This is a genomic window from Microbacterium meiriae (genome assembly GCF_025143875.1).
GTDB lineage: Bacteria > Actinomycetota > Actinomycetes > Actinomycetales > Microbacteriaceae > Microbacterium > Microbacterium meiriae.
The window spans coordinates 140304-165892 of record NZ_JAMBDU010000002.1; the positions used below are offsets into that span (position 1 = coordinate 140304).

Below are 25589 nucleotides of genomic sequence, written 5' to 3' on the forward strand. Positions count from 1 at the left end.
TCAGTCGTCGGTCGGCGCGTCCGGAAGCAGATCGGGGCGGCGCAGCCGCGTGCGGACGAGCTGCTGCTCGCGCCGCCATGCCGCGATCGCCCCGTGGTTGCCGCTGAGGAGCACATCCGGTACCGCACGGTCACGCCAGACGGAGGGCTTGGTGTACGACGGGTACTCGAGGAGTCCGTCCTCGTGCGACTCCTCGACCAGGCTCGCCGGATTGCCGACGACCCCGGGGATGAGACGGCCGATGGCCTCGATCATCGCCATCGTCGCGACCTCGCCGCCGTTGAGCACGTAGTCGCCGAGGCTCAGCAGCCGCACCTCGCCACGCTCGGCGGCGTACTCGAAGACGCGCTCGTCGATGCCCTCGTAGCGCCCGCAGCCGAACACGAGGTGGTCGCGCCCCGCGAGCTCCCGCGCGGTCGCCTGGGTGAAGACCTCGCCCGCCGGCGACGGGAAGATGATGGTCGGCGGCGCGGCGGTATCCGCGGTGAGCTCGTCGAGGGCGAGCCCCCACGGCTCCGGCTTCATGACCATGCCCGCTCCTCCGCCGTACGGAGTGTCGTCGACGGTGCGATGGCGGTCGTGCGTCCAGTCGCGAAGATCATGCACCTGGAGGTCGAGCAGACCCGAGCCGCGGGCCTTGCCGAGCAGGGAGAGCGTCAGTCCGTCGAAGTACGAGGGGAAGATGGAGACGACGTCGATGCGCACGGGGGAACCGTATCAGCGGTCACTCGGCAGCGTCGGAGGCGGTGGTCTCGTCCTCCGACTCGGGAAGCTCCTCGAAGAGCCCGGCGGGAGGGGTGACGATGACCCGTCCGGCCGCGACGTCGACGGTGGGGACGATGGCCTCGACGAACGGGACCATCACCTCGTCCGTGCTCCCGCCCGACGACGGCTTCACGATCAGGAGGTCATGCGCCGGCAGGTGCTCGACGCGGACCACGCGGCCGACGACGACCTCGTCCCGCACGACGTCCAGGCCGACGAGCTGGTGGTCGAACCAGGCGTCGTCCTCGGTCTCGTCCTCGTCCTGGTCCATCCAGAGGATGGCGCGGACGAGGCTCTCGGCGGCGGTGCGATCGTCCACGTCCTCGAAGAAGACGACGGGGTTGCCGTTCATCACGCGGTATTCGCGGACGACGATCTCCTTGCCGTGCCACGGAGATGCCTCTGGCACCTGCAACGTGAACGCGGCCCCGGGGACGAAGCGCCGCTCCGGATTGTCGGTGTAGAGCTCGAGCTTCAGCGCGCCCTTGAGCCCGTGAGCCTTGACCAGGCGCCCGACGCGCAGTTGGTTACGGCCTTGGGTGCGGTCCTGCGACACCACGTCAGTCGTCCGCGACATCGACGCGGACACGACGCCCGTCGGCGAGTGCACTCACGAGGGTGCGCAGGGCCTTGGCCGTGCGGCCGCCGCGCCCGATCACGCGTCCACGGTCGTCGGGGTGCACACGCACCTCGAGCAGGTCGCCACGGGGCGACGAGGATTCGTGGATGCGCACATCTTCGGGGTGATCGACGATCCCCTTGACGATGTGTTCGAGCGCGGCGGCGAGCACGATGGATTACTCGGCGTCGGCGGCGGGAGCCTCAGCGGCCTCCGCGTCGGCGTCAGCGGCGGGGGCCTCCGCAGCGGGGGCCTCCTCCTTCTTCTCCGCCTTGGGCTTCACGACGGACTTCTTGGAGGCGTCGACCTCGAAGGCGGCCTTCGGCTCGGCGACCTTGAGGGTGGACTTGACGTCCTTGTCGCCCTTGAAGGTGCCCCAGTCGCCCGTGATCTTGAGGATGGCGGTGACCTGCTCGGTCGGCTGCGCGCCGACGGAGAGCCAGTACTGCGCACGCTCGGAGTCGACCTCGATGAAGGAGGGCTCCTCGGTGGGGTGGTACTTGCCGATCTCCTCGATCACGCGACCGTCGCGCTTGGTGCGCGAGTCGGCGACGACGATGCGGTAGTACGGCGCGCGGATCTTGCCCATGCGCTTGAGACGAATCTTGACAGCCACGATTCTCCTGAATGGTGTGGAAGGAAACGAACCGGTCGCCTGGAGCGTGGGGTGCACACCCGGCGGAAGCTCAAATGAGGAGGACGAGTGCTGGATAGAGGGTCGAGCACGTCGTCCGACCCTCTATTCTGCCAGATGCGCGCGCCGGGCGCGAAACCCGGCGACACGGCGTTGCGGAGTCGGCCCCGGGCCGTGTCAGACTGTCCCCGTGCAGCTCGACTTCGCCGCTTCGGCCCGCTCCACCGTCGGTCTCGAGTGGGAGATCATGCTCGCCGATCCCGAGACCGGTGATCTCGTCGGTCGCGCACCGGAGCTCCTCGCCGCGCTGGAGGCGGAGAGCGAGGACGAGCGCCACACCGTCACCGGCGAGCTGCTCACGAACACCATCGAGGTGACCAGCGGGATCGGCGATTCCGTCGCGCACGCCGTCGATGACATCGCGAACGCGATCGCGGCGGTGCGGTCGGCCACCGATCCGGCCGGTATCGAGCTGCTCTCCGCCGGAAGCCACCCCTTCGCCCAGTGGTACGACCAGTCGGTGACAGACAAGACCCGCTATCACAGCCTCATCGAGCGCACCCAGTGGTGGGGGCGCAACATGATGATCTGGGGTATCCACGTGCACGTGGGCGTCGACGAGCAGCGCAAGGTCTTCCCCATCATCAACGCGCTGTCGGCGTATCTTCCCCATCTCCAGGCGCTGTCGGCGTCCAGTCCGTTCTGGGCCGGGGAGCGCACGGGGTACGCCTCCAACCGCGCGCTCGTCTTCCAGCAGCTGCCGACGGCGGGCTTGCCCTGGCCGCTCCGGGACTGGTCGGAGTTCGAGCGGTATCTGGACGACATGGTCCGCACCGGCGTGATGGCCGATGCCACCGAGGTGCGCTGGGACATCCGCCCCGCTCCGCGCTGGGGCACGATCGAGGTCCGCGCGTGCGACGGCCTCTCGACGCTCTCCGAGATGGCCGCGGTGGCCGCGCTCGTACAGGTCCTCGTCGAGCACTTCTCCCGACTTCTCGACGAAGGCGCGGCACTCCCCGATCTTCCGGCCTGGTTCCACCGCGAGAACAAGTGGCGCGCGGCCCGATACGGCCTGGACGCGCGCGTCATCGTCGACACGATCGGCACGCAGCGCCCCGTTCGCGAGCACCTGACCGAGAAGATCGAGGAACTGGCCCCGGTCGCCGTCGAGCTCGGGTGCGTCCGGGAGTTCGGCAGCATCGCGTCGATCCTCGACGGCGGGGCGAGCTATGCGCGTCAGCTCGCGGTCGCCGACGCCACGGACGGCGATCTCCGCGCCGTGGTCCAGCACCTCATCCGGGAGTTCCGGACCGGACCGCAGTCGTCGATCGAAGGCGAGTGACGCGGACGCGACTCAGTCCTCGACGAGTCGACGTGCGAGACCCTCGTCGAGCACCACATCCGTGATCAGCTCGGCGGCTATCGCCGCCCGCAGACTCGCGAGCTTGGGCACACCCGAGACGACGCACACGCGACGCGGCACCCGCCGCAGCCGGTCGAGTCCCGGCCCCGTCGCCCGCGCGTTGAGCCGGATGTCGCGCCAGGAGCCGTCGGCCCGGAAGAAGACCGTCGCCACGTCGCCGATCGCATGGTCCTCCCGCAGACTGCGGTAGTCCTCCCGCCCGAGGTAACCGCCGACGTAGACGCGGCTGGGCACCTCCGCCGCCGGAGACCCGAGGCTGAACACGGCGATGTCCATCTTCGCCTGCAGATCGAGCACGCGGCGGGTGCTGCGCTCGCGCCACATAGCCTCCCGGGTGGCGGGGTCGTCGAAGAAGGCGGGCACGGGGAACTGCTGCACCTGCGCACCGAACGCGCTCCCGAAGCGCTGCAGGATGTCGCTGGAGTACTCCACACCGCTGGTCTGGGTGTTCCCGGCGCCGTTGAGCTGCACGAACGTCGTGTTGTGCGTCTCCTTCTGGGTGAGACCGCGACTGACCGCGCTGATCGTCGATCCCCACGCCACGCCGACGATCATGTTGGAGTCGACGAACTGGGACAGGAGGCGCCCTGCGGTCAGCGCCACGCGCTCCAGTCGCTCGACCTCGCTCACGATCTCCGCCATCGGCACGACGTGCGCCACCACGCGGTGCCGATCCCTGATGCGCTGCTCGAGCATTCCCAGACGCTCCAGGGGGGAGTTGATCCGGATGTCGACGAGGCCGCTCTCCCGCGCGAAGCTGAGCAACCGTGACACGGACGACCGGGAGGTGCCGAGCTCCTGCGCGATGACCTCCATGGTCTTGTCCTGCATGTAGTACAGCTGCGCGGCCGTGAGCGCGGCGATCAGCTTCCCGTCGCGCGACGGTGCTCCGGATCCCGCCATGATGACCTCCTCTCCCTCGATCCTTGCACATATGTGCAGCCAGCTTGCGCGCGGCGTCACGGAGGTCGATGCTGGTGGCAAGCAAGGAAGAGAGGGTCGAGGATGATCGATTCCACCCACACGTCCCCGGAGCGGGACGCGGTCCGCGCGCTCCGGGAATCCGGGCGCACCAGCGTCCTCGTCATCGGCGGCGGCATCAACGGCATCTCGACGTTCCGTGATCTGGCCCTGCAGGGTGTGGACGTCGTCCTGGTCGAACGCGGCGACTTCGCCTCCGGTGCCTCCGCGGCCTCGAGCCACATGATCCACGGCGGCATCCGCTACCTCGAGAACGGCGAGTTCCGCCTCGTCCGGGAGTCGGTGGAAGAGCGCAACGGCCTGCTCAAGATCGCCCCGCACTACGTCAAGCCGCTGCAGACGACGATCCCGATCTACTCCACGTTCTCGGGGATCCTCTCCGCTCCCCTCCGGTTCCTCACCCACAAGAGCGGGAAGCCGAAGGAGCGCGGCGCCTTCCTCATCAAGGTCGGCCTCACCATCTACGACACGTTCTCCCGCGACGGCGGCACCGTGCCCCGCCACCGCTTCCTCGGACGCAAGAAGTCCCTTGCCGAGCTGCCGTCGATGGACCCGAAGATCAAGTACACGGCCACGTACTACGACGCCTCGATGCACGATCCGGAGCGCCTGGCGCTCGACGTGCTGCAGGACGGCCGCGCGAGCCACCCGGGTGCGGTGGCTCTCAACTACGTCGAGGCGATCGGCCGCGACGGCGAGCAGATCACCCTCCGTGACCGCGAGAGCGGCACCGAGTTCACCGTGACCGCGGATGTCGTCGTGAACGCCTCCGGCCCGTGGACCGACCTCACGAACGACGCGCTCGGCACCGACACCCATTTCATGGGCGGCACCAAGGGCTCGCACATCGTGCTCGACCACCCGGAGCTGCTCGAGGCGACGCGAGGTCGCGAGATCTTCTTCGAGCACTCCGACGGCCGTATCGTGCTGATCTACCCGCTCAAGGGGCGCGTCCTCGTGGGCACCACCGACATCGACGCCGACCCGCGCGAGGTGCCGGTGTGCACGGAGGAGGAGATCGACTACTTCTTCGACCTCATCCACCACGTGTTCCCGTCGATCTCGGTGACCCGCGAGCAGATCGTCTACAACTTCTCCGGCATCCGGCCGCTCCCCCGCCACGAGGACACCGCTCCCGGATTCGTCTCGCGCGACTACCGCGTCGAGGTCGACCGCAAGGGCGCCGTCCCGCTGGTGAGCCTCGTGGGCGGCAAGTGGACCACGTTCCGCGCCCTGGGAGAGTCGCTCTCCGACACCGTGCTCGGCCTCCTCGGCCGCACGCGCACCGTCTCCACGGCCGGACGCGCGATCGGCGGCGGACGCGAGTTCCCGCGCACCGAGAAGGCGAAGCGGATCTGGATCCAGGAGAACCTCGCCGGCGCCGGCGCTCGGGCCGATCAGCTCCTCGCCCGTTACGGCACCGGAGCGGCGGCCGTCTGGGCGTTCGTCGAGCAGGGGGACGACGCCCCCCTCGCCGGCGGCGACCTGTCGACCCGTGAGCTGGAGTGGATGGTCAACGAGGAGATGGTCGCCCGTCTCGAGGACGTCATCCTCCGCCGCACCAGCATCGCCTTCACCGGTGGAGCGCAGGCAGAAGTCCTCGACGAGATCGCCGACGCCCTGGCACCGCTCCTCGGATGGGACCGAGAGCGTCACGACGCCGAGGTGGAGCAGACGCGCCTGCTGCTGAACGAGCGACACGGACTCGACATCCCGTCCCGCACCCGCGGCTGACGGGGCCCCGACCACCGCGCCCTCCTCGCGGTGCTACCCCATAAGGGGTCGGGGCAGAGGGGCCCCGACCCGCAAGAAAGGTCAACGAAGACATGACTGACGTCAATCTCGGTCTCTACTTCCTCTCGGAGCTCGTCGGCACAGCGATGCTGGTCCTGCTCGGCTGCGGTGTGGTGGCGAACGTCGCCCTGGCGAAGAACAAGGGCTTCGGCGGCGGCTTCCTGATGGTCAACTGGGGATGGGGTCTCGCGGTGTTCGCGGGTGTGCTCGTCTCGGCGTACTCCGGTGCCATCCTGAACCCGGCCGTCGGTATCGGCCTCTGGGTGCAGAACCTGCTGGATCCCGCCAAGGGCATCGACTTCACGATGTTCCTCACCGCGACCGGGGCGGAGCTCCTCGGCGCGATCATCGGTGCCATCGTCGTCTGGCTCGCCTACAAGCAGCACTTCGACCAGGAGCCGGAGGCCGCGAACAAGCTCGGCGTCTTCTCCACCGGCCCCGCCATCCGCTCGTACGGCTGGAACCTCGTCACGGAGATCATCGGCACCTTCGTCCTCGTCTTCGTCATCTTCGCGTTCGCGGACTACGGCGACATCGAGGTCGGCACGCCCGGTGGCCTCGGCCCGCTCACCGCTCTTCCGGTCGCCCTGCTGGTGGTCGCGATCGGTGCATCGCTCGGTGGTCCGACCGGATACGCCATCAACCCGGCGCGTGACCTCGGTCCCCGCATCGCCCACGCGATCCTCCCGATCCAGGGCAAGGGTTCCAGCGACTGGTCCTACTCGTGGGTGCCCGTCGTCGGTCCGCTCATCGGTGGTGTCATCGCCGCCCTCGCCGCCCCCGGCCTGCTCAGCCTCGCCGGCTGATCCCCCTCAACCGCTCGGGAATTCAAAGGAGAACACATGGCTGACTACATCATCGCGATCGACCAGGGCACCACGTCGAGCCGCGCGATCATCTTCGACAAGAAGGGCAGCATCGTCGCCACCGGTCAGAAGGAGCACGAGCAGATCCTTCCCAAGGCCGGATGGGTCGAGCACGACGCCGCCGAGATCTGGCGCAATGTCCAGGAGGTGATCGGTCTGGCCCTCGGTCGCGCCGATCTCACCCGCCACGACATCGCCGCCGTGGGCATCACGAATCAGCGCGAGACCGCGGTCGTGTGGGACAAGACCACGGGCAAGCCGGTCTACAACGCCATCGTCTGGCAGGACACCCGCACGCAGGAGATCGTCAACCGCCTCGCGGGCGACGAGGGCGTCGACCGGTTCAAGTCGATCGTCGGGCTCCCCCTGGCGACGTACTTCTCCGGCACCAAGATCACCTGGATCCTGGAGAACGTCGAAGGCGCCCGCGAGAAGGCCGAGGCCGGAGACCTGCTCTTCGGCACGACCGACTCCTGGGTCCTGTGGAACCTCACGGGCGGCATCGACGGCGGCGTGCACGCGACCGACGTCACCAACGCCTCGCGCACGATGTTCATGGACCTCGAGACGCTGGAATGGCGCGACGACATCCTCGAGGCGTTCGGCGTGCCGCGCTCGATGATGCCGGAGATCCGCTCCTCCTCCGAGGTCTACGGTGCGGCCGAGAGCTCATCGCTGCTCCGCGAGACGCCGATCGCCGGCATCCTCGGCGACCAGCAGGCGGCGACGTTCGGCCAGGCCGCGTTCCAGAAGGGCGAGAGCAAGAACACCTACGGCACGGGCTGCTTCCTCATCTTCAACACGGGCGAGGAGATCGTCCGCTCGAAGAACGGACTGCTCACCACCGTCGGCTACAAGCTCGGCGACCAGCCCACGCACTACGCGCTGGAGGGGTCGATCGCGGTCACCGGCTCGCTCATCCAGTGGCTGCGCGACCAGCTCGGCATCATCTCCTCGGCCCCTGAGGTCGAGGAGCTGGCCGAGAAGGTCGAGGACAACGGCGGCGTGTACATCGTCCCCGCGTTCTCGGGTCTCTTCGCGCCGTACTGGCGTCCTGACGCCCGCGGCGCGATCGTCGGCCTCACCCGCTACGCGAACAAGAACCACATCGCGCGCGCCGCCCTGGAGGCCGTGGCCTTCCAGACCCGTGACGTGCTCGACGCGGTCAACGCGGACGCCGGAGTGGATCTCAGCGAGCTCAAGGTCGACGGCGGCATGGTCGCCAACGACGCGCTCATGCAGTTCCAGGCCGACATCCTCGGTGTCCCGGTCGTGCGTCCGGTCGTGGCGGAGACCACGGCGCTCGGTGCGGCCTACGCGGCCGGTCTCGCGGTCGGCTTCTGGAGCGGTCTCGACGACCTGTCCGCGAACTGGCAGGAGGACCGCCGCTGGGAGCCTTCGCTCGACGCGGATGAGCGCGACCGTCAGCTGCGCCTGTGGCGCAAGGCCGTCACCAAGTCGATGGACTGGGTCGACGACGACGTGCGCTGATCACCGCATGACGAGGCGGGTCCGGGTTCTTCCCGGGCCCGCTTCGTCGTCTCCGGGCCGCCATCCGCCCGTTCACCTGCACGATCCGAATACGGTTGCCCACCCGTTCCGGCGGTTCCGTCGTGCACCCGTTCCCTGGTCGTGCAGACCGATCAGGGTCTCAGGAGGCTGCCGCGACGATGTCGAGGAACGCGCGCGCGGCGCTGCGCGGTGCCGCGGCGTCCCAGGCCAGGTGCTCCACACGGACCGGGCCATCCTGGACCGCCACCGTGTCGACGACCTCCCGATACCCCTGCACCACCCCGGGCGCGAGCAGGGTGACGGCGAGGCCCGCAGCGACCAGACCGATCAGACTCGCGGCCGTGTCGGATTCGAAAGCCACATCACGCCGCACCCGCGCGGCCAGGAATGCCGCGTCGGTCTGCGCTCGCCCCGATGTGCCGGCGGGGAAGTCGGCGAACGCGGAGTCCGCGAGGTCGCTCAGCTGCACCTCCCTCGCCCGGCCCAGCTCATGCCCGCGGGGCACCACGGCCACCAGCGGTTCCCGGGACAGCGCGCGGGAGGCGACCCCCTCGGGCTCCACGCCCTCCCGGAGCCCGAGGAATGCGGCGTCGAGATCGCCCTGACGAATCGCCGCCACGAGCGCATCGCTGTTCCCCTCACGGAGCTCCACGCGGGCGGCTGGATGCGCGGCGCGATAGGCCACGAGAACCCCGGGGACGTCGACAGCGGTCACCGTGGGGATGACGCCCAGCCGCAGCGTGCCCACCACCTTCCCGCTCGCCGCCGCCGCATCCTCCCGGGCCTGGTCTGCGGCGCGGACCGCCACACGCGCGGGGCGGAGGAACGCCTCTCCGGACTCGGTCGCGCGGACGCTGCGACTGGTGCGCGCGAACAGTCGCACGCCCAACTCGCGTTCGAGAGCGGCGACCTGGTGGCTGAGCGCCGACTGCGTGACATGACAGCGCTCCGCCGCGCGGGTGAACGAACCGGTGTCCGCCACGGCGACGACATACCGCAGCTGCTGGAGCTCCATCCACCCATGATCTCGCTTCATAGATGGTGTGACAAGAATGCGTTGGACTCATACCCCGGATGCGCGCACCCTGGTGACATGAACCGCCTCACCCTCACCCTCGTCACGGCTCTCGCCCCTGCGACGTGGGGTACGACGTACCTGGTGACGACGGAGCTGCTCCCCGCCGGACATCCGCTCCTCGCCGGCCTCCTCCGCTCGCTTCCTGCGGGTCTCCTCGCGGTGCTGCTGGCCCGCCGTCTGCCGCACGGGTCCTGGTGGGGCAAGGCCTTCGTGCTCGGCGCCCTCAACATCGGCGCGTTCTTCCCGCTGCTGTTCCTCGCCGCCGAACGCCTCCCCGGGGGAGTCGCCGCCGCCGTCGCCGGAGCGCAGCCGCTGATCGTGTCGGGACTCGGGGCGCTCGTCCTCGGAGAACGCATCCGCCCCGTGACGGCCGCGGCAGCCGTCGCCGGAGCGGGTGGGGTCGCCCTCGTCGTCCTCGGCCCTGCCGCCGCGCTGGACTTCTGGGGCCTCGTCGCGGCTCTCGGCGGCGTGACCGCCACCGGCCTCGGGATGATCCTGACCAAGCGCTGGGGCCGCCCCTCCGGCGTCGGTCCCGTGGCCTACGCGGGGTGGCAGCTCACGGCGGGAGGGCTGTTGCTCCTCCCCCTCACCTTCGTGGTCGAGGGTCCGCCTCCTGCCCTCGACGCGGGTGCGCTCCTCGGCTACCTCTGGCTCGCGACAGCGGGAGGGATCATCGCCTACACGCTCTGGTTCCGCGGTATCCAGCGCCTGCCCGTGATCGTGCCGGGCCTCCTCGCACTGCTCTCGCCGATCGTCGCGACGCTGCTCGGCGTGCTCATCGCCGGCGAGAGCTTCACCCTGGTCCAGGTGGCGGGCATCCTGATCACGCTCGCCGCCCTCATAGGCGGGCAGTTCGCGGCGCGGGCCGCGAGGAACGCCGGCGACCGCGGTCGATCCCTCGGCCGCGCCCGTCGCCGTGCGCTGAGGTCCCGGCCGCTCAGCCCTTGCCGAACAGCTTCTGGATCTCGGCGAGGTCGGCCTCCGACGGTGCCTCCGCTCCCCCGCCGAGGCCGAAGCCCGAGCCGGTGGGTGCCGTGGAAGCCGCGAGGCCGGCGTTCTCCGCCGCGCGCTTCGCCGGGTTGCCGGAGCGGGAGCGGTTTCCGCCGCCGCCCTTGCCCTTCTTGCCGCGCTTCGACGAGGCCCCGGGCTTGCCCATGCCGGGCACCGGACCCATGCCCGGGATGTTCGGCGTGCCGCCACGAGCGACGGTCTTCATCATCTTCGCGGCCTGCTCGAAGCGCTGCACGAGCTGGTTGACGTCGGTGACGGTCATGCCGGAGCCGCGCGCGATGCGCAGACGACGGGAACCGTTGAGGATCTTGGGGTTGCGACGCTCGACCGGCGTCATGGAGCGGATGATGGCCTCGGTGCGGTCGATCTCGCGCTCGTCGAAGTCCTCGAGCTGCTGCTTCATCTGCCCCATGCCCGGGAGCATCCCGAGCATCTTCTTCATGGAGCCCATCTTCTTCATCTGCTGAAGCTGCTCGAGGAAGTCCTCCAGGGTGAAGGCCTCGTTCGCGAGCTTCTCGGCGACCTTGCGCGCCTCGTCCTCGTCGAACGCCTGCTGCGCCTGCTCGATGAGGGTGAGGATGTCACCGAGGTCGAGGATGCGGCTGGCCATACGATCGGGGTGGAACGGCTCGAGGTCCTCCAGCCGCTCGCCCGTCGAGGCGAAGATGATCGGACGCCCCGTGACCGAGGCGACCGAGAGCGCCGCTCCGCCTCGGGCGTCGCCGTCGAGCTTCGAGAGGACGACGCCGGTGAAGTCCACTCCCTCCTGGAAGGCCTTAGCGGTGTTGACCGCGTCCTGACCGATCATCGCGTCGATGACGAAGAGCACCTCGTCCGGGTCGACGGCCTTGCGGATGTCGGCGGCCTGCTTCATGAGCTCGGCGTCGACGCCGAGGCGGCCGGCGGTGTCGATGATGACCACGTCGTGCTGCTGGCGGCGGGCGTGCTCGACGCCGTCGCGCGACACCTTGACGGGATCGCCGACGCCGTTGCCCGGCTCGGGCGCGTACACCGTGGCTCCGGCCTGCTCGGCGACCACCTGGAGCTGGTTCACCGCGTTCGGGCGCTGGAGGTCGGCGGCGACGAGGAGGGGCGTGTGCCCTTCGCCCTCGAGCTGCTTGGCCAGCTTGCCGGCGAACGTCGTCTTTCCCGAGCCCTGAAGACCGGCGAGCATGATCACGGTCGGCGCGGTCTTGGCGAACTGCAGGCGCCGCTGCTCTCCGCCGAGGATCTGGACCAGCTCCTCGTTGACGATCTGCACCACCTGCTGCGCGGGGTTCAGTGCCTTGTTGACCTCGTCGCCGAGAGCGCGCTCGCGCACCTTGGCGGTGAAGTCCTTGACGACCGCGAGCGCGACGTCGGCGTCGAGCAGAGCACGACGGATCTCGCGCACCGTGCCGTCGACGTCGGCGGCGGTGAGCTTTCCCTTCGTGCGCAGGTTGCGGAAGGTGTCGGTGAGCCGATCGGAGAGCGTGCCAAAGGTAGCCATGGTGCCTACGATTCTACGCGAGCGGAGCCTCCACGCTCAGCGCGGCACGGAGCAGTGTCTTGGCCCGCTGGTGACGCCCCCGGACCGTGGACGCGGGGACCCCGAGCAGTGCGGCCGCATCGGTCAGGCTGAATCCGTCCCAGTGCACCAGGCGGATGACCTCCGCGAGGTCGGGATCCAGGCGGGCGATGGCGTCGCGCACCTCCGCGCCCCCGTCCGCCGGCGGTGCCTGCAGCCGGGATCCCTCTCCCTCTCCCCGCACCCGTTCGTGCAGGGCGCGCCGACGCCTCTCACCGCGGGCGTGGTTGAGCAGGGTCTTGCGAGCGACTCCGAACAACCACATCCGCGCCCGTTCGGGGTCGTCGGGCAGATGCCGGACGCGCCGCCAGGCGACGACCATCGGCTCGCCGAGCAGGTCGCCGGCGTCATCCGCCCCGACCCGACGCGCGAGGTAGGCCAGGAGATCCGGGGCGCACGCCTCGAACGCGCCGATCAGCGCCGCGTCGTCGGCACGGCTGCTCACTCGCCGCTCCAGGCTTCGTCGTCGCAATGCACCTGGGAGTGGGAGTCGGCTCCGGGGATCGGACCGAACCCGTGCTCCTCGAGTTCGGCGTGGAGCGCCTCGTTCAACGCGCCCTCATGAGCCATCCAGGCGCGGGTGTCCGCCGCATTCTGATCCGTCGTCGGAACACCCGCGGCCTCGTCGCCCTGCTCGAGCATCCGCAGTTGGCCGTGCACGTAGGGCGCGGCCTCCGCCTCCACATCCGCCGAGGCGAACCATTGATCGATCACACGATCGACATCGGCCTGGATCAGCGGGTTGTGCGTGTCCAGGCGGCTGAAGCGGATCTCGCACTCTCCCCAGGTCGGCGCGGTGAACCGGTAGCTCCGCGCGGGATCCTCGAGGCCGTCGCCCCAGAGCCAGTCGGAGGAGGCGGTGGCCACCCCGGCGCCGCCCACCAGGACCACCGCCGTGACCGCGGCGATCACACCGCGCGACCGGAGGCGGGGCCGAGCGCGCCCACGGGACGCGTCGATCATCGCCCGCAGCTCGTGTCCAGCGAGGGCGGGGGTGGGCGGCGCCGAGCCGTCCAGCAGGTCGTCCAGCGGATCCGTGGTCATGGTGTCCTCCTCGTCAGGGATGCCTTCATCACTGACGTGTCCGGCCGACACCGATCCGTCCGCGCGTCACTCCCCCCAGGGCAGATCGTGCACGCGGGCGAGCGCCTCGCGGAGCACGGACTCCGGAGTGCCGCGGCCTGCCCCCTCCTCGGCCCAGACGCGCAGGGCGGACAGGACGGCGGCCGCCTGCGCCGCTCCCAGCACGTCCGCACGCATCACATCGATACCCGCCGCGCACGCCGCACGGGAGACCGCGGCGGCGAGGCGGGCCAGACGGACACCCGTCTCCCGCACCAGCTCCACCTCGAGCGCCATGGCCTCCGCATTCCGCAGCGCCAACGCCAACGGATCCGGGGCGAAATCGTCCACGATCCCCTGCAGGATCCCGCGCACCCGCTCCCCCGTGGCAGCCCGGCCGAGGTCGTTCAGCGCGGCGATCGCGACGCCGATGCGCTCGTCGATGCCGGACCACAGCACGTCGCTCTTCGACGTGAAGTAGTTGAAGAAGCTCGACCGGCTGACCCCCGCCCGCTGGGTGATGTCGGCGATGGAGGTGGCCTCGTACCCGCGCTCCAGGAAGAGCTCGCAGGCGGCCTCGGCGAGGGTCTCGCGCGAGGAAGCCTTCGGGCGGCCGGCGCGACCAGTCCGGTTCATGACTTCACGGTACCGCGCGGGACGCCGCGGCCCGGACGAGGATGTATTGTTGGACGCAATCCATGTATTCGAGGGAAGGGACGACGCATGCTCGACATCCTCACTCCCGGCTTCATGCCGACCCCCGTCCCCTATGAAGAGGGCTGGGCCCTGCAGCGCCGCGTGCACGCGGACGTGGTCTCCGGCGCCCGCCCGGACACCCTCATCCTGCTCGAGCACGCGGCCGTGTACACCGCGGGGAAGCGCACGGAGGATCACGAGCGCCCCCAGGACGGGACCCCGGTCATCGACGTCGACCGCGGCGGGAAGATCACCTGGCACGGGCCGGGGCAACTCGTCTGCTACCCGATCTTCCGGCTGCCGGAGCCGATGGACGTGGTAGCGCACGTCCGGCGGCTGGAGCGGATCCTCATCGAGGTGCTGCGCCCGTTCGGAGTCGACGGTCACCAGGTCGAGGGGCGGAGCGGGGTATGGGTGCGTCGACCGTTGTCGGAGGACAAGGTGGCCGCGATCGGCGTGCGCGTGCAGCAGGGCGTCACCATGCACGGCTTCGCCATCAACTGCGACAACAGCCTCGCGCCCTTCCGCGACATCATCCCCTGCGGCATCACCGACGCCGGCGTGACCACGGTGAGCGAGGTGTCCGGCCGCGTGATCGGCCCGCTCGACCTCGTCGACGCCGTGCAGGACGCCTTCCGCACCGCCCACGCACCCGACCTGACAGGAGTCCCGGCATGACCGCCGCACCCGAGGGGCGCAAGCTCCTCCGCCTCGAGATCCGCAACGCCGAGACCCCGATCGAGCGCAAGCCCGAGTGGATCAAGACCAAGGCCAAGATGGGACCGGAGTACTCGGCGCTGCATTCCCTCGTGAAGAGCGAGGACCTGCACACCGTGTGTCAGGAGGCCGGCTGCCCGAACATCTACGAGTGCTGGGAAGACCGCGAGGCGACCTTCCTCATCGGCGGGTCGCAGTGCACGCGCCGCTGCGACTTCTGCCAGATCGACACCGGCAAGCCCGCGGATTACGACACCGACGAGCCACGACGCGTCGCCGAGAGCGTGCAGCGGATGAACCTCCGCTACGCGACCGTGACGAGCGTGGCCCGCGACGATCTCCCCGACACCGGAGCCTGGCTCAATGCCGAGACGGTGCGGAAGATTCACGAGCTCAACCCGAACACCGGAGTGGAGCTGCTGGCGAACGAGCACAACGCCGACCCCGCCTTCCTCGGCCAGATCTTCGATGCACGCCCCGAGGTGTTCGCGCACAACGTGGAGACCGTGCCCCGCATCTTCAAGCGCATCCGCCCCGCGTTCCGCTACGAGCGCTCGCTGAACGTGCTCACGCAGGCTCGCGATGCCGGACTCATCACGAAGTCGAACCTCATCCTCGGCATGGGCGAGGAGCCGGAGGAGGTCGTCCAGGCGCTGCAGGACCTCCACGACGCCGGCTGCGACATCATCACCATCACCCAGTACCTCCGCCCGACGCCGCGGCACCTTCCGGTCTCCCGGTGGGTGAAGCCCGCCGAGTTCGTCGAGTTCAAGGAGGAGGCGGAGCGGATCGGCTTCCTCGGGGTGCTCGCCGGTCCTCTCGTGCGCTCCTCGTACCGCGCCGGGCGGCTCTGGGCGCAGTCGATGAGCTCGAAGGGACGGGAGATCCCCGCTCATCTCGCGCACATCGCGGACAGCGCCGACCTCGGGTTCGCGCAGGCCGTCTGACGGGCGGCGGTCAGTCGGCGCTCATCACCGACTGCACGCTGCCGTCGGAACCGAGGTTCACGAGCAGCACGTCGTCGGTGGCGCTGTCATCGAGCGCGTACTCCAGGACGGCGAACGGCTCGGAGCCACCGTGCTCGTCGGCGAGGATCGTCATGCTCATCAGGCGCAGCGACCGGATGATGTCCACGGCCGCGTCCCCGGACACGTCGATGAGGACGTCGGGGAGGTCGTCGCCGAACACCTCCTGCTGCTGAAGGATGTACTCGGTCACCTCACTCGTGCGGTCGTCCACCTCGGCGAGCATTCCGCGGCGCGCGGTCGCGTCCACGTTCTCCAGACCGGCGATGAGTCCGGCGGCGATGTCGAGGGCGTCGGCGGAGACGTCGTCCTGGTCCGGAGCCGTCAGGTCCACGGTCACGCTCTGGTCGCCGAGCTCGACCGTCTCCGACCAGAAGATCGAGCCGTCGGGGCCCGACGACAGCAGTCCGAAGTAGTCGTGTTCGATCGCCATAACGCTATGAAACCAGCCTGGTGCTCGGGGCGGAAGCCCTGTGTCAGCCGACCAGCGCCTGCACGAACACGTGCGGCGTGAAACCGGTCAGATCGTCGATGCCCTCGCCCTGTCCGAGGAGTTTGACCGGGATGCCCGTCCGCTCCTGCACGGCGAGCACGAAGCCGCCCTTGGCCGAGCCGTCGAGCTTCGTGAGCACGAGCCCCGTCACGCCCGCGTGCTGCAGGAAGGTCTCCGCCTGCATCACCCCGTTCTGTCCCGTCGTGGCGTCGAGGACGAGGAGCACCTCGCTGATCGGGGCCTGCTTCTCGACGACGCGGCGGATCTTGCCCAGCTCGTCCATGAGACCGCCCTTGGTGTGCAGTCGCCCCGCCGTGTCGATGATCGCGATCTCCATGCCCTCGCGCTTGGCGTATTCGACGGTCTGGAAGGCGACGGAGGCCGGGTCCTGCCCCTCCTGCTGCGGGCGGACGATCGCCGCTCCCCCGCGCTGGGCCCAGGTGGCGAGCTGGTCGACGGCGGCCGCACGGAAGGTGTCGGCAGCCCCCACCACCACGCTCCGCTGGTAGCCGCGAAGGAACTTCGTGAACTTCCCGATCGTCGTCGTCTTGCCCACGCCGTTCACACCCACGACGAGGACCACGGCGGGCCGCTCGGTGAGCTTCAGAGTGGTGTCGAACTTCGCGAAGTGCTCCTCCAGGGTCTCCCGCAACATGCGCTGGAGGTCCTTGGGGTCGGTGGTGCGGTACTTCGCGACCTTGTCGCGCAGCTCTTCGACGATGCGTTCGCTGATGTCGGGGCCGAAGTCCGCCGTGATGAGCGCCGTCTCCAGGTCTTCCCACGTCGTCTCGTCGATGGTGGGCTTCACGAACATGCCGCGCAGCGCGCGACCGAGAGACCAGGACTTCTCTGCCATGCGTCCAGCCTACGGGTAGCATCCAGGGATGCACCGCGCGCCGCTCCCGCACCGGGTGTTCCTGCACGGTGCCGGGAGACGCGGCACCACCGCGTGGCCCTCGCAGGATCCGGAGTCGGGGACCTTCCTCAGCTTCCCGCCGGAGTCGTCCGTCGAAGCGCAGGCGGGCGCTCTCGTCGAGGGAGAGCGTGACCGGACGCCGCTCGTGTTCGCGCACTCGATCGGCGCGGTGACCGCCGTCCGCGCCGTCGCCGACGGCCTGCGGGTGTCCGGCCTCGTCCTCGTCGAGCCCGCCCTGTACGACATCGCCCGCGGTGAAGCTCCGATCGAGCGGCATATCGCGGTGGTGACGGAGGCACGGGCGAGGGTGACGCAGGGCGACCTCTTCGGCTTCTGGTCCATCCTGCGCCCGCTCATGTTCGGAGGCCCGTCCACCCGGGAGCGCTGGGAGGACGAGCGCGCGGTCGCGCAGCGGTGGGCGACCACGAACCTTCCCTGGGGTCACGGCATCCGGGAGCGTTGTCTCGCCGGCGTGCCGACCCTCGTTGTCACCGGCGGATGGAACGAGGAGTACGAGATCATCGCCAGCAGGCTCGTCGACGTCGGAGCCGACCACATGATGCTCCCCGGCTTCGCTCACCGCCCGCAGGACCATCCCGACTTCCCGACTGTGATCACGGGCTTCGAACGCTCCCTCGCGATGTGACCCGGCCCCGTCCGTCCGGTCACAGCTTCGGAGACCGCGGGCGACACGCCGGATCCGACCATCGACACGCCGGATGAGGGCCATGATCTCCGAAGCTGTGCCCGCCGAGGGAGGGCGGCAGGACTCAGACGGCGGCGGCGGCGCGGTCGCCGACGCGCTGACCCACCACGGCCGAGACGCCATCCTGACGCATCGACACGCCGTAGAGCGCGTCGGCGATCTCCATCGTCCGCTTCTGGTGCGTGATGACGAGGAGCTGGGAGCTCTCCCGCAGCTGCTCGAAGACGGTGAGGAGCCGGCCCAGGTTCGCGTCATCGAGGGCGGCCTCGACCTCGTCGAGGATGTAGAACGGGCTGGGACGCGCCTTGAAGATCGCCACCAGGAGCGCCACCGCGGCCAGCGACCGTTCTCCGCCGGACAGCAACGAGAGCCGCTCGATCTTCTTCCCGACGGGACGGACCGAGACCTCGATGCCCGTCGTCAGCATGTTGTCCGGATCGGTCAGCGAGATGCTGCCGGTGCCGCCGGGGAACAGCAGCGGGAAGACCTGGCCGAACGCCTCCTTGGTGTCCTCGAACGCGCTGGCGAAGATCGTCTGCATGCGCTCGTCGAGGTCGGCGATGATGGTCAGCAGATCCTGCCGGGTCTGCGTCAGGTCCGTGAGCTGCGTGGTGAGGAACGCGTGACGCTGCTCCAGGGCGGCGAACTCCTCCAGTGCCAGCGGGTTGACCCGCCCGAGCTGCGCGAGCTTCCGCTCCGCGTCCGCGAGACGCCGCTGCTGGATGCGGCGGTCGAACGGGATCGCGGTGTCGTCGAGCAGCTCGCCATCGGCCGGCTCCGCCCCGGGATCCCGCGGCACGAGCTGGTCCGGCCCGTACTCGGCGACGAGCACGTCCTCGTCGAGCGCGAGTTCCGAGGAGACGCGCTCCAACAGGCTGTTCAGGTGGAGCTTCTTCTCGTGGATCTGCAGTTCCAGGCCGTGAACGCTCTCCGTGAGCCCGGCCAGACGCTCCCGCAGCGACGACTCCTGGGCGCGCAGCGCGACGAGCTCCTCGTTCTGCGCCGACCGGGCGGCTTCCGCCTCCGCGAGAGCGACGCGGGCTTCGGTCACGGAGCGGTCGAGGGAGTCGAGGATGCGCGGCAGCTCGTCCACGACTCCGGATGCCGCCTCGCGCTGCGCCCGGCGGATGACGGCGCGTCGGGCGGCCTCTGCCGCGGCGTCCCGCTCCTGCTCGCGCTGCCGCTCCAATGCGGTCACCCGGGACTGCGCCGCCCGGACCCGCTCCCGCAGGGTCTCGACCTCCAGACGAGCCCGGACCTCGCCCTCGCGGGCGCTCTCCAGTGCCTCCAACAGACCGTCGCGCGCCGAGGCGTCGAGCACCGGACGCGGCGCGGCGACCGCGGCATCGAGCTCCGCCTTCGCCGCCTCCGCCTTCGCCTCCGCGTCGGCCACGGCGGCCTGCGCCTGGGCGAGTCCGGTCTCCAGGCGATCGCATTCGGCGACAGCGGCCTCGTGACGCACGGTCACCTTGTTGAGCTGCTCCGCGTGCGTCGCGAGGGCGGCGTCGTGCTCGCGCAACGCGCGCAGCGCGTCCTTCGCCTGACGCCGCGTCTCCTCCACGGCCTCGTCGGCGTCGATACGCGCCTCGCGGAGGGAGTCGACGACGACCTGGATCTCGGTGAGCCGCTCGGTCGCGGTGTCCCGCTCCGCCGCGAGTTCGAGGCGCGAACGCTCCCCTCCGGAACCCGTGCGCAGGGTCTGAGCGGTGATGACGTCGCCGCCGGTGGTCACGATCGTGGTCGAGGTGTCGCCTCTCGCGTCGAGAACGCGCCGCGCGGCACGCGCCGCATCGAGGTCGTCGGCGATGAGAACGTGCGCCAGGATGCCGAGGATCCCGTCCGGCGCGGTCACCGTCTCCGTCGCGGCGATCACGCCGTCGACGGCCGGGGGTGTCGGCTGCTCCCTCGGGGCATCGGCGACCACGAAGTCGACCACGCCCCGGCGGCGCTCTGCGGCCTCCGCCGCGAGGATGAACGCATCCTCCGCGGAACCGACCAGCACACCCTCGGCCAGCGGACCGAGGACGGCCGCGATCGCGGCTTCGTATCCCGCCCGCACCTGCACGGCATCACCGACGAGACCGCGGACCCCTGGACCCCCCTCGGCAACGATCTCGGCGGCGCCTCCCGACAGCGACAGGGCACTGCTCAGGGCGGCGGCCTTCGCGGTGAGGGCGTCGACCTCGCGCTCGGCGGCATGCAGCCGTTCGCGCAGGCTCTCCCGTTCCGCCTCCGCCGCCGTCGCCGCACGCTGAGCGCTCTCGTAGGCCGCGGCGTACTCGACGGCCGTGCCCTCGGGGGCCTCGGCGTCGTCGATCGCCTCCAGGGCTTCTTCGGCCTCTCGTCGCCGGGCGTGCGCGGCTTCGAGGGCGTTCTCCTGGCGGAGCACGGCGCCGCGGACGGCGGCCAGGGCCGATGCCGCCGCATCGGCGTTCCCGCGGAGCGAGGACAGTCGCATGTCGTACTCGGAGACGAGCGCGCTCTGCTCCGCGATGTCCACGTCGAGCGTGTCGAGCTCGGCGCGGGCGTTCACGACCTCGCGACTCGCCGCAGCCGCGGCGTCCTGCGCATCGCCGAGGCCGGACGAGATCGTCTCGATGTCCTCCTTTGCCTCGTCGATCGTCGCCTGTGAGACGGTCACCGCGGTCACGGCCGCGTCGTCTTCCTCGGACCCGAGAAGCGCGAGGCGCTGGTTGGCGAGAGTGTAGAGCCCGCGCACCCGCTCCTGCACCTGCTCGAGCCCGAAGGCGACGCTGCGCGCCTCGTCGACGGCGATCGAGTTCTGGTTCTTCTCCAGCCGAGCGATCCCGGCGCGCACGGTCTCGGCCTGGTCGGACAGCACCAGGCGCTCGGTGTGCCGCTCCTGCTCGGTCCGGGTGTGGTCGGCGAGGGCTGTGCGCAGCGCAACGACGTCGTCGGCGAACAGTCGGGCCTTGGCATCGCGGACGACGGCGGCGATGGTCTGCGCCTCGCGCGCGATCTCGGCCTGGCGGCCGAGCGGCTTGAGCTGGCGGCGGATCTCCCCCGCGAGATCGCTCAGACGCGTGAGGTTGGCCTCCATCGCGTCGAGCTTGCGCAGCGTCTTCTCCTTGCGCCGACGGTGCTTGAGGATGCCCGCCGCCTCCTCGATGAAGCCGCGTCGATCCTCCGGCGAGGCCTGGAGCACCGTGTCGAGCCGTCCTTGACCCACGATGACGTGCATCTCGCGGCCGAGGCCGGAGTCGCTGAGCAGCTCTTGCACATCGAGGAGACGGCAGCCCTCCCCATTGATCGCGTATTCGCTGGAGCCGTTGCGGAACAGCGTGCGGCTGATGGTCACCTCGGCGTATTCGATGGGCAGCGCGCCGTCCGCATTGTCGATGGTGAGCTGCACCTCGGCACGCCCGAGGGGGCCGCGGGTCGACGTGCCGGCGAAGATGACGTCCTCCATCTTCCCGCCGCGGAGCGTCTTCGCTCCCTGCTCCCCCATCACCCAGGCGAGGGCGTCGACGACGTTGGACTTGCCGGAGCCGTTCGGTCCGACGATGCACGTGACGCCGGGCTCGAACACGAAGGTCGTCGGCTGTGCGAACGACTTGAACCCCTTGAGCGTCAGGCTCTTCAGGTGCATGGGGCGACCGCTCGTCCGGGGAGATTCACGCCGCTACGCTACCGGAATCCCGCGGAACGGCCGGTATCCCGCGCGGTCGTCACGGACCCCGGCTCGATCGCGACACGCCGGTGCTAGCACGAAATGCTTGACGATCTCCTGTGAGTTTCGCTACGGTGGCCTCCGGATCGCCACACGAAAGGAGGTTACCGATGATGATCACTCAGCACACCGCAGAGGTCTTTGGCCTCGCCGCGCCTGCGCACTCTGCGCCGCGCCACGCGGCATCGGTGACCGCCGGCGTCCGTCACGGCTCGCTCGGCTAGAACCGCAGCCTGGGAACGCAGACCCGATCCGGGTCTTCTCCCGCCTGTTCTGTCGCGTCCCACCCTCTGATCCCCTCGGATCATGGATCCCCGCCTCCGGCCTCCGCATTCCGCGGCCCCACAGGCGCTGCTCTCGTCCGCACCCGTCGCGGCCGACGACTCGGTCCTGACGTGGTGCTTCCGCACCCCATCCATCCCTTTCGAAGGAACCATCGTGAACATCACGCTGTCACGCAGCACCACCCATCCGCCCGATACCGAGGACCGCGAGGTCCTCCAGATCCCCCGCGACGACGAGCTGCGTCAGCTCGGCATCGCGGACCGCCTCTCGCTCCGGATCGGCCTCTGGCTGTTCCAGCGGGCGCAGCGGCCCCGGCGTCCGCGCCGGTCGTGGACCGTCGATCCCGGCGACCTGTTCCTCGTCGGAGAGCAGCGTCACCGCTCGGCTGCGGAGGCGCACGCCCTCCTCATGCACGACATGCAGCGCGGAATGCGCTGACAGACGATGACGACCGCATCGACGCCGACCCGGCGTCCGTCCGTACAGCTGCGGACGGACGCCGGGCCACCCGGCACCTCCTCCTCCCTCCGACACGAAGGACCCGACATGACGACCGCCGCACTGACGATCACGCCGCTGATCGTCCCGGCCACCCTCGCCGATGCGAACGCCGCGGACTTCCGCGCCTACGGCGCCCTCAATCGACAGATCTGCGACGAGCAGGTCGGCCTCCCCGACCTCGCCCCGGACGCCGCGCAGATGCTGCCCAACTGGCAGGACGACTCCGATGCGCTGGACCTCGGATTCGTGGCGCGCGAGGGGGACGACATCATCGGCATGGTGACGGTGTCCTTCGCACAGGAGGAGGACGCGCACGCCGCCGAGCTCGACCTCCTCGTCCCGGCCGCCCACACCGGGCGTGGTGTCGAGGACGCGCTGCTCGACCGCGCCGAGACCGAGGCCAGGGAGCGCGGCCGGAGCGTCCTGCAGATCTGGACCCTCCACCGCCCCGAGGAGGCCGACCGCATGCTCCAACCGCGCACGGGATGGGGGCGCATCCCGGCGACAGCGCTGAGCGACGTGGTCGAAGCCCGCGGCTTCACGCTGGAGCAGGTGGAGCGCAACAGCGAGCTCGACCTGCGTGCCGACCCGGAGCCCCTGCGCCGCGCGTTGGACGCGGCGCTCGCGGTCGCGGGACCGGACTACCGCGTGGTCGAGTGGGAGCTGCCCACCCCGCCGGAGTTCCGCGACGGATACGCCGCGGTGCTCGCCCGACTGTCGACCGACGCCCCCAGTGGCGACATGGACTTCGTCGCCGAGGTCTACGACGCCGATCGGGTCGTCCGCCGCGATGCTCGTCTCACGGGCGCCGGCCAGACGGTGTCCGTGGTCGCCGTGGAGCATGTCCCGTCCGGCACCCTCGTCGCGTACAACGAGCTGCTGATCGGTGCGGAGAAGACCGGGACCACCCACCAGTTCGGGACGCTGGTCGCCAAGGACCACCGCGGCCATCGCCTCGGAACGATCGTGAAGTGCGCCAACCTCCTGCGGTGGCGGGAGCTCGTCCCGGATTCAGACGTGGTCTCCACGTTCAACGCCGAGGAGAACCGGCCGATGCTCGACATCAACGAGGCGATCGGCTTCGTTCCCGTGTCGTACGCGGGCGCGTGGCAGAAGAAGATCTGAGGACGAGCGGCAGCCGTCATCCTCCCGGATGACGGCTGCCGCTCAGCTTCATCCGCCTGACCGACGACACCGGCACAGGTCTCCGGCGAGGCTGGGAACATGAACACTCCCGCGATCGAAGCCCACGCCCTCGTGAAGACCTACGGCGTCACACACGCCCTCGCCGGAGTCGACCTCACCGTGCACCGCGGCGAGTCCGTCGCCATCATGGGAGCGTCGGGGTCGGGCAAGACCACGCTCCTGCACGTGCTGGCGGGCATCACCGCCCCGGACAGCGGGCGCGTGGTCTTCCACCCGTCCACCGGAACGCCCATCGAGGTGACCGCGCTCGGCGAGGCGGCGCGCTCCCGGCTGCGTCGCGAGCGGTTCGGGTTCCTCTTCCAGCAGGGACTGCTGATCCCCGAGCTGACGGCAGTGGAGAACGTCGCCCTCGCCTCGATGATCAACGGTGTCGCGAAGAAGGACGCACTCCCCCACGCGGCGTCGTGGCTCGCGGCACTGGGTCTCGGCGGCATGGAGGAACGGCGCATCGGCGAGCTGTCGGGAGGACAGGCCCAGCGCGTGGCCATCGCCAGAGCCCAGGCCACGGGTGCGGACCTCGTCTTCGCCGACGAGCCGACCGGCGCCCTGGACTCGCACACCTCCGCCGAGGTCATGGACGCGCTCCTGTGGTCCACGACCGGACAGGGCCGCACCCTCATCGTCGTCACGCACGACGCCGACGTCGCCGCCCGCTGCACCCGCACGGTCGCTGTCCGGGACGGCCGCATCCTCGGTTCGGCGGTGAACGCGTGAACCTCTCCGTCCTCGGCCTGCTCCTGCGTCCCGCTCCCGGACAGCGGAGCGTCCTCGCGCTCCCGATCGTCGCCTTCGCGGTCGTCACGACCCTCGTCCTCACCGTCGTCGGCGGGGCCCAGGCCTTCTGGACCTGGACCGACGACGAGGCCGTCCTGTACCAGGCGCTCGCCGCCATCGCCCTGGTCCTCCTGGTCGTGCCGCTGGCCTCGCTCGGCGGCGCCGCCGCCCGCTTGTCCGCCCGACGCCGCGACGAACGTCTCTCCACTCTGCGTCTGCTCGGGGTGACTCCGGGCGGGGTGACGACGGCGACCGTCGTCGAGTCCGTCCTCGTCGCCACCACCGGCGCGATCATCGGTGTCGGCGGCCATCTGGCCCTGAGCCCGCTCATCGGTCTGATCCCGTTCCGTGGCGAGCCGCTCGGCCTGCCTGCGGTCGTGCTCCCTCCGGTGATGATCGCCGCTGTCGTGGCCGGCGTGCTCGTGCTCGCCGCCGGAAGTGCCGTCGTGGGGCTGCGCCGCGTCGTCATCTCGCCACTCGGAGTCCGAACGCGCACGGCGCCGACGAACGTGCACTGGGTCCGGGCCGTCATCGCGGTGGTGGGCATCGCCTTCGCGTTCGTGCTCGTCAAGGTCTTCCCGATGATCGGCGGGATCGTGGCGACGATCGCGGTGCTCGCGGCGACGTTCGCGCTCGCCCTCACGGTCCTGAACGTGCTCGGCCCATGGGTGCTGAAGGTGTCGGCGGGACGTCAGCTTCGGCGGGCGGAGCGTCCCGAACGGCTGCTGGCCGCACGCCTCGTGCTCGACGCTCCGAAGGCAGCCTGGCGTCAGGTCGGCGGGATCGCGATGGCGAGCTTCATGGCCGTCTTCGCCGGCACAGGCGTCGCCCTCCTCAACACGATCGGGGCCGGTGACGATCCCTCCAGCATCGCGCTCGCGGAGGACATCCGCACCGGGCTCATCATCACCCTCGTCGGCTCGTTCCTCATGGTTGCCGCCTCCGTCGGTGTGAATCAGGCCTCGGATGTGCTCGACAAGAGCGACCTGCACCGGAGCCTGCACCACCTGGGTATGCCCGTCGAGACCGTGGACCGCGCGCGCCGTCGCGCGATCATGTCGCCGCTGCTCGTCACGGCGGTGGGATCCGCGCTGTGCGCTGCGGTGCTCGTGTTCCCGCTGGTGGGGATCGCGCTGATCGTCTCGCCCCTCTCGCTGATGACGATCGCGACCGTCGTCGCCGTCGGCATCGGAGTCGTGTGGGCGAGCACCTGGGCGACCCGTCCGCTGCTGGATCGTGCTTTCGCTCCGGCGTGATGCGGTCGCGG

Annotated in this window: 24 protein-coding genes and 1 pseudogene; 12 read left to right on the forward strand and 13 right to left on the reverse strand. The window is 70.0% G+C overall.

The annotated features are described in order from the left end of the window. Genes trmD through rpsP form a run of 4 tightly spaced genes read right to left on the reverse strand, consistent with a single transcriptional unit; the run spans position 1 to position 2000 of the window. Positions 1–705: a tRNA (guanosine(37)-N1)-methyltransferase TrmD gene (gene trmD, locus M4D53_RS02175; RefSeq protein WP_259951647.1), complete on the reverse strand. Its 705-nt coding sequence runs from the start codon at positions 703–705 to the stop codon at positions 1–3. Between the two features lie 19 nt (positions 706–724). Further along, entirely contained in the window at positions 725–1342 is a 618-nt protein-coding gene (gene rimM, locus M4D53_RS02180) for a ribosome maturation factor RimM (protein WP_259951648.1), read from the reverse strand. Next, positions 1326–1556, reverse strand: a complete 231-nt coding sequence (locus M4D53_RS02185; RefSeq protein ID WP_025103341.1) for an RNA-binding protein — start codon at positions 1554–1556, stop codon at positions 1326–1328. Before M4D53_RS02185 ends, rimM begins: the two co-directional genes overlap by 17 nt. A gap of 6 nt (positions 1557–1562) precedes the next feature. Beyond that, positions 1563–2000: a 30S ribosomal protein S16 gene (gene rpsP / locus M4D53_RS02190; protein ID WP_259951649.1), complete on the reverse strand. Its 438-nt coding sequence runs from the start codon at positions 1998–2000 to the stop codon at positions 1563–1565. Between the two features lie 208 nt (positions 2001–2208). On the opposite strand from rpsP, the gene M4D53_RS02195 reads away from it, so the two are divergent. Continuing rightward, the gene (locus M4D53_RS02195) at positions 2209–3360 is read left to right on the forward strand and encodes a glutamate--cysteine ligase (protein WP_187663984.1); all 1152 of its coding nucleotides are present in this window, start codon (positions 2209–2211) and stop codon (positions 3358–3360) included. 12 nt (positions 3361–3372) lie between these two features. Here the strand turns inward: M4D53_RS02195 and M4D53_RS02200 are convergent, their stop codons facing one another. Then, complete coding sequence (locus tag M4D53_RS02200) at positions 3373–4344, reverse strand: sugar-binding transcriptional regulator (protein ID WP_187663983.1); 972 nt, start codon at positions 4342–4344, stop codon at positions 3373–3375. A gap of 102 nt (positions 4345–4446) precedes the next feature. Here M4D53_RS02200 and M4D53_RS02205 point away from each other — a divergent pair, with 102 nt between their 5' ends. From M4D53_RS02205 to glpK, 3 genes are all read left to right on the forward strand, one after another. Continuing rightward, on the forward strand, positions 4447–6156 hold the full coding sequence (locus tag M4D53_RS02205; RefSeq protein ID WP_187663982.1) for a glycerol-3-phosphate dehydrogenase/oxidase: 1710 nt from the start codon (positions 4447–4449) through the stop codon (positions 6154–6156). A gap of 92 nt (positions 6157–6248) precedes the next feature. Continuing rightward, positions 6249–7022 carry an MIP/aquaporin family protein gene (locus M4D53_RS02210; RefSeq protein ID WP_187663981.1) on the forward strand — a complete coding sequence of 258 codons (774 nt, stop codon included), beginning with the start codon at positions 6249–6251 and terminating at the stop codon, positions 7020–7022. A gap of 36 nt (positions 7023–7058) precedes the next feature. After that, on the forward strand, positions 7059–8573 hold the full coding sequence (gene glpK, locus M4D53_RS02215) for a glycerol kinase GlpK (protein WP_187663980.1): 1515 nt from the start codon (positions 7059–7061) through the stop codon (positions 8571–8573). 160 nt (positions 8574–8733) lie between these two features. Here the strand turns inward: glpK and M4D53_RS02220 are convergent, their stop codons facing one another. Continuing rightward, positions 8734–9609 carry a LysR family transcriptional regulator gene (locus M4D53_RS02220; RefSeq protein WP_259951650.1) on the reverse strand — a complete coding sequence of 292 codons (876 nt, stop codon included), beginning with the start codon at positions 9607–9609 and terminating at the stop codon, positions 8734–8736. 78 nt (positions 9610–9687) lie between these two features. Here M4D53_RS02220 and M4D53_RS02225 point away from each other — a divergent pair. After that, a pseudogene (locus tag M4D53_RS02225) lies at positions 9688–10455 on the forward strand (EamA family transporter); the annotation flags it as partial. Positions 10456–10609: 154 nt separating this feature from the next. Here M4D53_RS02225 and ffh read toward each other — a convergent pair. From ffh to M4D53_RS02245, 4 genes are all read right to left on the reverse strand, one after another. Continuing rightward, on the reverse strand, positions 10610–12172 hold the full coding sequence (gene ffh, locus M4D53_RS02230) for a signal recognition particle protein (RefSeq protein ID WP_187663977.1): 1563 nt from the start codon (positions 12170–12172) through the stop codon (positions 10610–10612). 13 nt (positions 12173–12185) lie between these two features. After that, positions 12186–12695 (reverse strand): RNA polymerase sigma factor, encoded by a 510-nt coding sequence (locus M4D53_RS02235; RefSeq protein ID WP_259951651.1) that lies wholly within the window; start codon positions 12693–12695, stop codon positions 12186–12188. Further along, entirely contained in the window at positions 12692–13294 is a 603-nt protein-coding gene (locus M4D53_RS02240) for a hypothetical protein (RefSeq protein WP_259951653.1), read from the reverse strand. Before M4D53_RS02240 ends, M4D53_RS02235 begins: the two co-directional genes overlap by 4 nt. Before the next feature lie 66 nt (positions 13295–13360). Beyond that, positions 13361–13948, reverse strand: a complete 588-nt coding sequence (locus M4D53_RS02245) for a TetR/AcrR family transcriptional regulator (protein WP_259951654.1) — start codon at positions 13946–13948, stop codon at positions 13361–13363. Positions 13949–14035: 87 nt separating this feature from the next. On the opposite strand from M4D53_RS02245, the gene lipB reads away from it, so the two are divergent. Together lipB and lipA are read left to right on the forward strand one after the other, a co-directional pair. Then, on the forward strand, positions 14036–14686 hold the full coding sequence (gene lipB / locus M4D53_RS02250) for a lipoyl(octanoyl) transferase LipB (protein WP_259951655.1): 651 nt from the start codon (positions 14036–14038) through the stop codon (positions 14684–14686). Beyond that, positions 14683–15672 (forward strand): lipoyl synthase, encoded by a 990-nt coding sequence (gene lipA / locus M4D53_RS02255; protein WP_259951656.1) that lies wholly within the window; start codon positions 14683–14685, stop codon positions 15670–15672. The genes lipB and lipA overlap by 4 nt, the downstream gene beginning before the upstream one ends. Before the next feature lie 10 nt (positions 15673–15682). Here lipA and M4D53_RS02260 read toward each other — a convergent pair whose 3' ends face one another. Both M4D53_RS02260 and ftsY read right to left on the reverse strand, forming a co-directional pair. Then, the gene (locus tag M4D53_RS02260; protein ID WP_060922216.1) at positions 15683–16183 is read right to left on the reverse strand and encodes a DUF2004 domain-containing protein; all 501 of its coding nucleotides are present in this window, start codon (positions 16181–16183) and stop codon (positions 15683–15685) included. Between the two features lie 43 nt (positions 16184–16226). Further along, positions 16227–17099, reverse strand: coding sequence for a signal recognition particle-docking protein FtsY (gene ftsY, locus M4D53_RS02265; protein WP_025103328.1), 873 nt, complete (start codon positions 17097–17099; stop codon positions 16227–16229). A gap of 28 nt (positions 17100–17127) precedes the next feature. Between ftsY and M4D53_RS02270 the strand changes: the two genes are divergently transcribed. Beyond that, positions 17128–17805: an alpha/beta hydrolase gene (locus M4D53_RS02270; protein WP_259951659.1), complete on the forward strand. Its 678-nt coding sequence runs from the start codon at positions 17128–17130 to the stop codon at positions 17803–17805. Between the two features lie 124 nt (positions 17806–17929). Here M4D53_RS02270 and smc read toward each other — a convergent pair whose 3' ends face one another. Beyond that, positions 17930–21475, reverse strand: coding sequence for a chromosome segregation protein SMC (gene smc, locus M4D53_RS02275; protein ID WP_259951662.1), 3546 nt, complete (start codon positions 21473–21475; stop codon positions 17930–17932). Between the two features lie 519 nt (positions 21476–21994). Here smc and M4D53_RS02280 point away from each other — a divergent pair. From M4D53_RS02280 to M4D53_RS02295, 4 genes are all read left to right on the forward strand, one after another. Further along, positions 21995–22279: a hypothetical protein gene (locus M4D53_RS02280; protein ID WP_187663970.1), complete on the forward strand. Its 285-nt coding sequence runs from the start codon at positions 21995–21997 to the stop codon at positions 22277–22279. Positions 22280–22387: 108 nt separating this feature from the next. Next, positions 22388–23467: a GNAT family N-acetyltransferase gene (locus M4D53_RS02285; protein WP_259951663.1), complete on the forward strand. Its 1080-nt coding sequence runs from the start codon at positions 22388–22390 to the stop codon at positions 23465–23467. Between the two features lie 99 nt (positions 23468–23566). Then, complete coding sequence (locus M4D53_RS02290; RefSeq protein WP_259951665.1) at positions 23567–24262, forward strand: ABC transporter ATP-binding protein; 696 nt, start codon at positions 23567–23569, stop codon at positions 24260–24262. After that, positions 24259–25578 (forward strand): FtsX-like permease family protein, encoded by a 1320-nt coding sequence (locus M4D53_RS02295; RefSeq protein WP_259951666.1) that lies wholly within the window; start codon positions 24259–24261, stop codon positions 25576–25578. The genes M4D53_RS02290 and M4D53_RS02295 overlap by 4 nt, the downstream gene beginning before the upstream one ends. The last annotated feature ends 11 nt before the right edge of the window (positions 25579–25589 follow it).

Excerpts from the sequence above, each read along its gene's own strand:
- M4D53_RS02240 (WP_259951653.1), bottom strand. The coding sequence starts at position 13,294 with ATGACCACGGATCCGCTGGACGACCTGCTGGACGGCTCGGCGCCGCCC.
- M4D53_RS02285 (WP_259951663.1), top strand. The coding sequence starts at position 22,388 with ATGACGACCGCCGCACTGACGATCACGCCGCTGATCGTCCCGGCCACC.
- M4D53_RS02210 (WP_187663981.1), top strand. The coding sequence starts at position 6,249 with ATGACTGACGTCAATCTCGGTCTCTACTTCCTCTCGGAGCTCGTCGGC.
- lipB (WP_259951655.1), top strand. The coding sequence starts at position 14,036 with ATGCTCGACATCCTCACTCCCGGCTTCATGCCGACCCCCGTCCCCTAT.
- ftsY (WP_025103328.1), bottom strand. The coding sequence starts at position 17,099 with ATGGCAGAGAAGTCCTGGTCTCTCGGTCGCGCGCTGCGCGGCATGTTC.
- glpK (WP_187663980.1), top strand. The coding sequence starts at position 7,059 with ATGGCTGACTACATCATCGCGATCGACCAGGGCACCACGTCGAGCCGC.
- M4D53_RS02270 (WP_259951659.1), top strand. The coding sequence starts at position 17,128 with ATGCACCGCGCGCCGCTCCCGCACCGGGTGTTCCTGCACGGTGCCGGG.
- rimM (WP_259951648.1), bottom strand. The coding sequence starts at position 1,342 with ATGTCGCGGACGACTGACGTGGTGTCGCAGGACCGCACCCAAGGCCGT.
- M4D53_RS02245 (WP_259951654.1), bottom strand. The coding sequence starts at position 13,948 with ATGAACCGGACTGGTCGCGCCGGCCGCCCGAAGGCTTCCTCGCGCGAG.
- smc (WP_259951662.1), bottom strand. The coding sequence starts at position 21,475 with ATGCACCTGAAGAGCCTGACGCTCAAGGGGTTCAAGTCGTTCGCACAG.
- M4D53_RS02290 (WP_259951665.1), top strand. The coding sequence starts at position 23,567 with ATGAACACTCCCGCGATCGAAGCCCACGCCCTCGTGAAGACCTACGGC.
- M4D53_RS02260 (WP_060922216.1), bottom strand. The coding sequence starts at position 16,183 with ATGGCGATCGAACACGACTACTTCGGACTGCTGTCGTCGGGCCCCGAC.
- ffh (WP_187663977.1), bottom strand. The coding sequence starts at position 12,172 with ATGGCTACCTTTGGCACGCTCTCCGATCGGCTCACCGACACCTTCCGC.
- M4D53_RS02200 (WP_187663983.1), bottom strand. The coding sequence starts at position 4,344 with ATGGCGGGATCCGGAGCACCGTCGCGCGACGGGAAGCTGATCGCCGCG.
- M4D53_RS02205 (WP_187663982.1), top strand. The coding sequence starts at position 4,447 with ATGATCGATTCCACCCACACGTCCCCGGAGCGGGACGCGGTCCGCGCG.
- M4D53_RS02220 (WP_259951650.1), bottom strand. The coding sequence starts at position 9,609 with ATGGAGCTCCAGCAGCTGCGGTATGTCGTCGCCGTGGCGGACACCGGT.
- lipA (WP_259951656.1), top strand. The coding sequence starts at position 14,683 with ATGACCGCCGCACCCGAGGGGCGCAAGCTCCTCCGCCTCGAGATCCGC.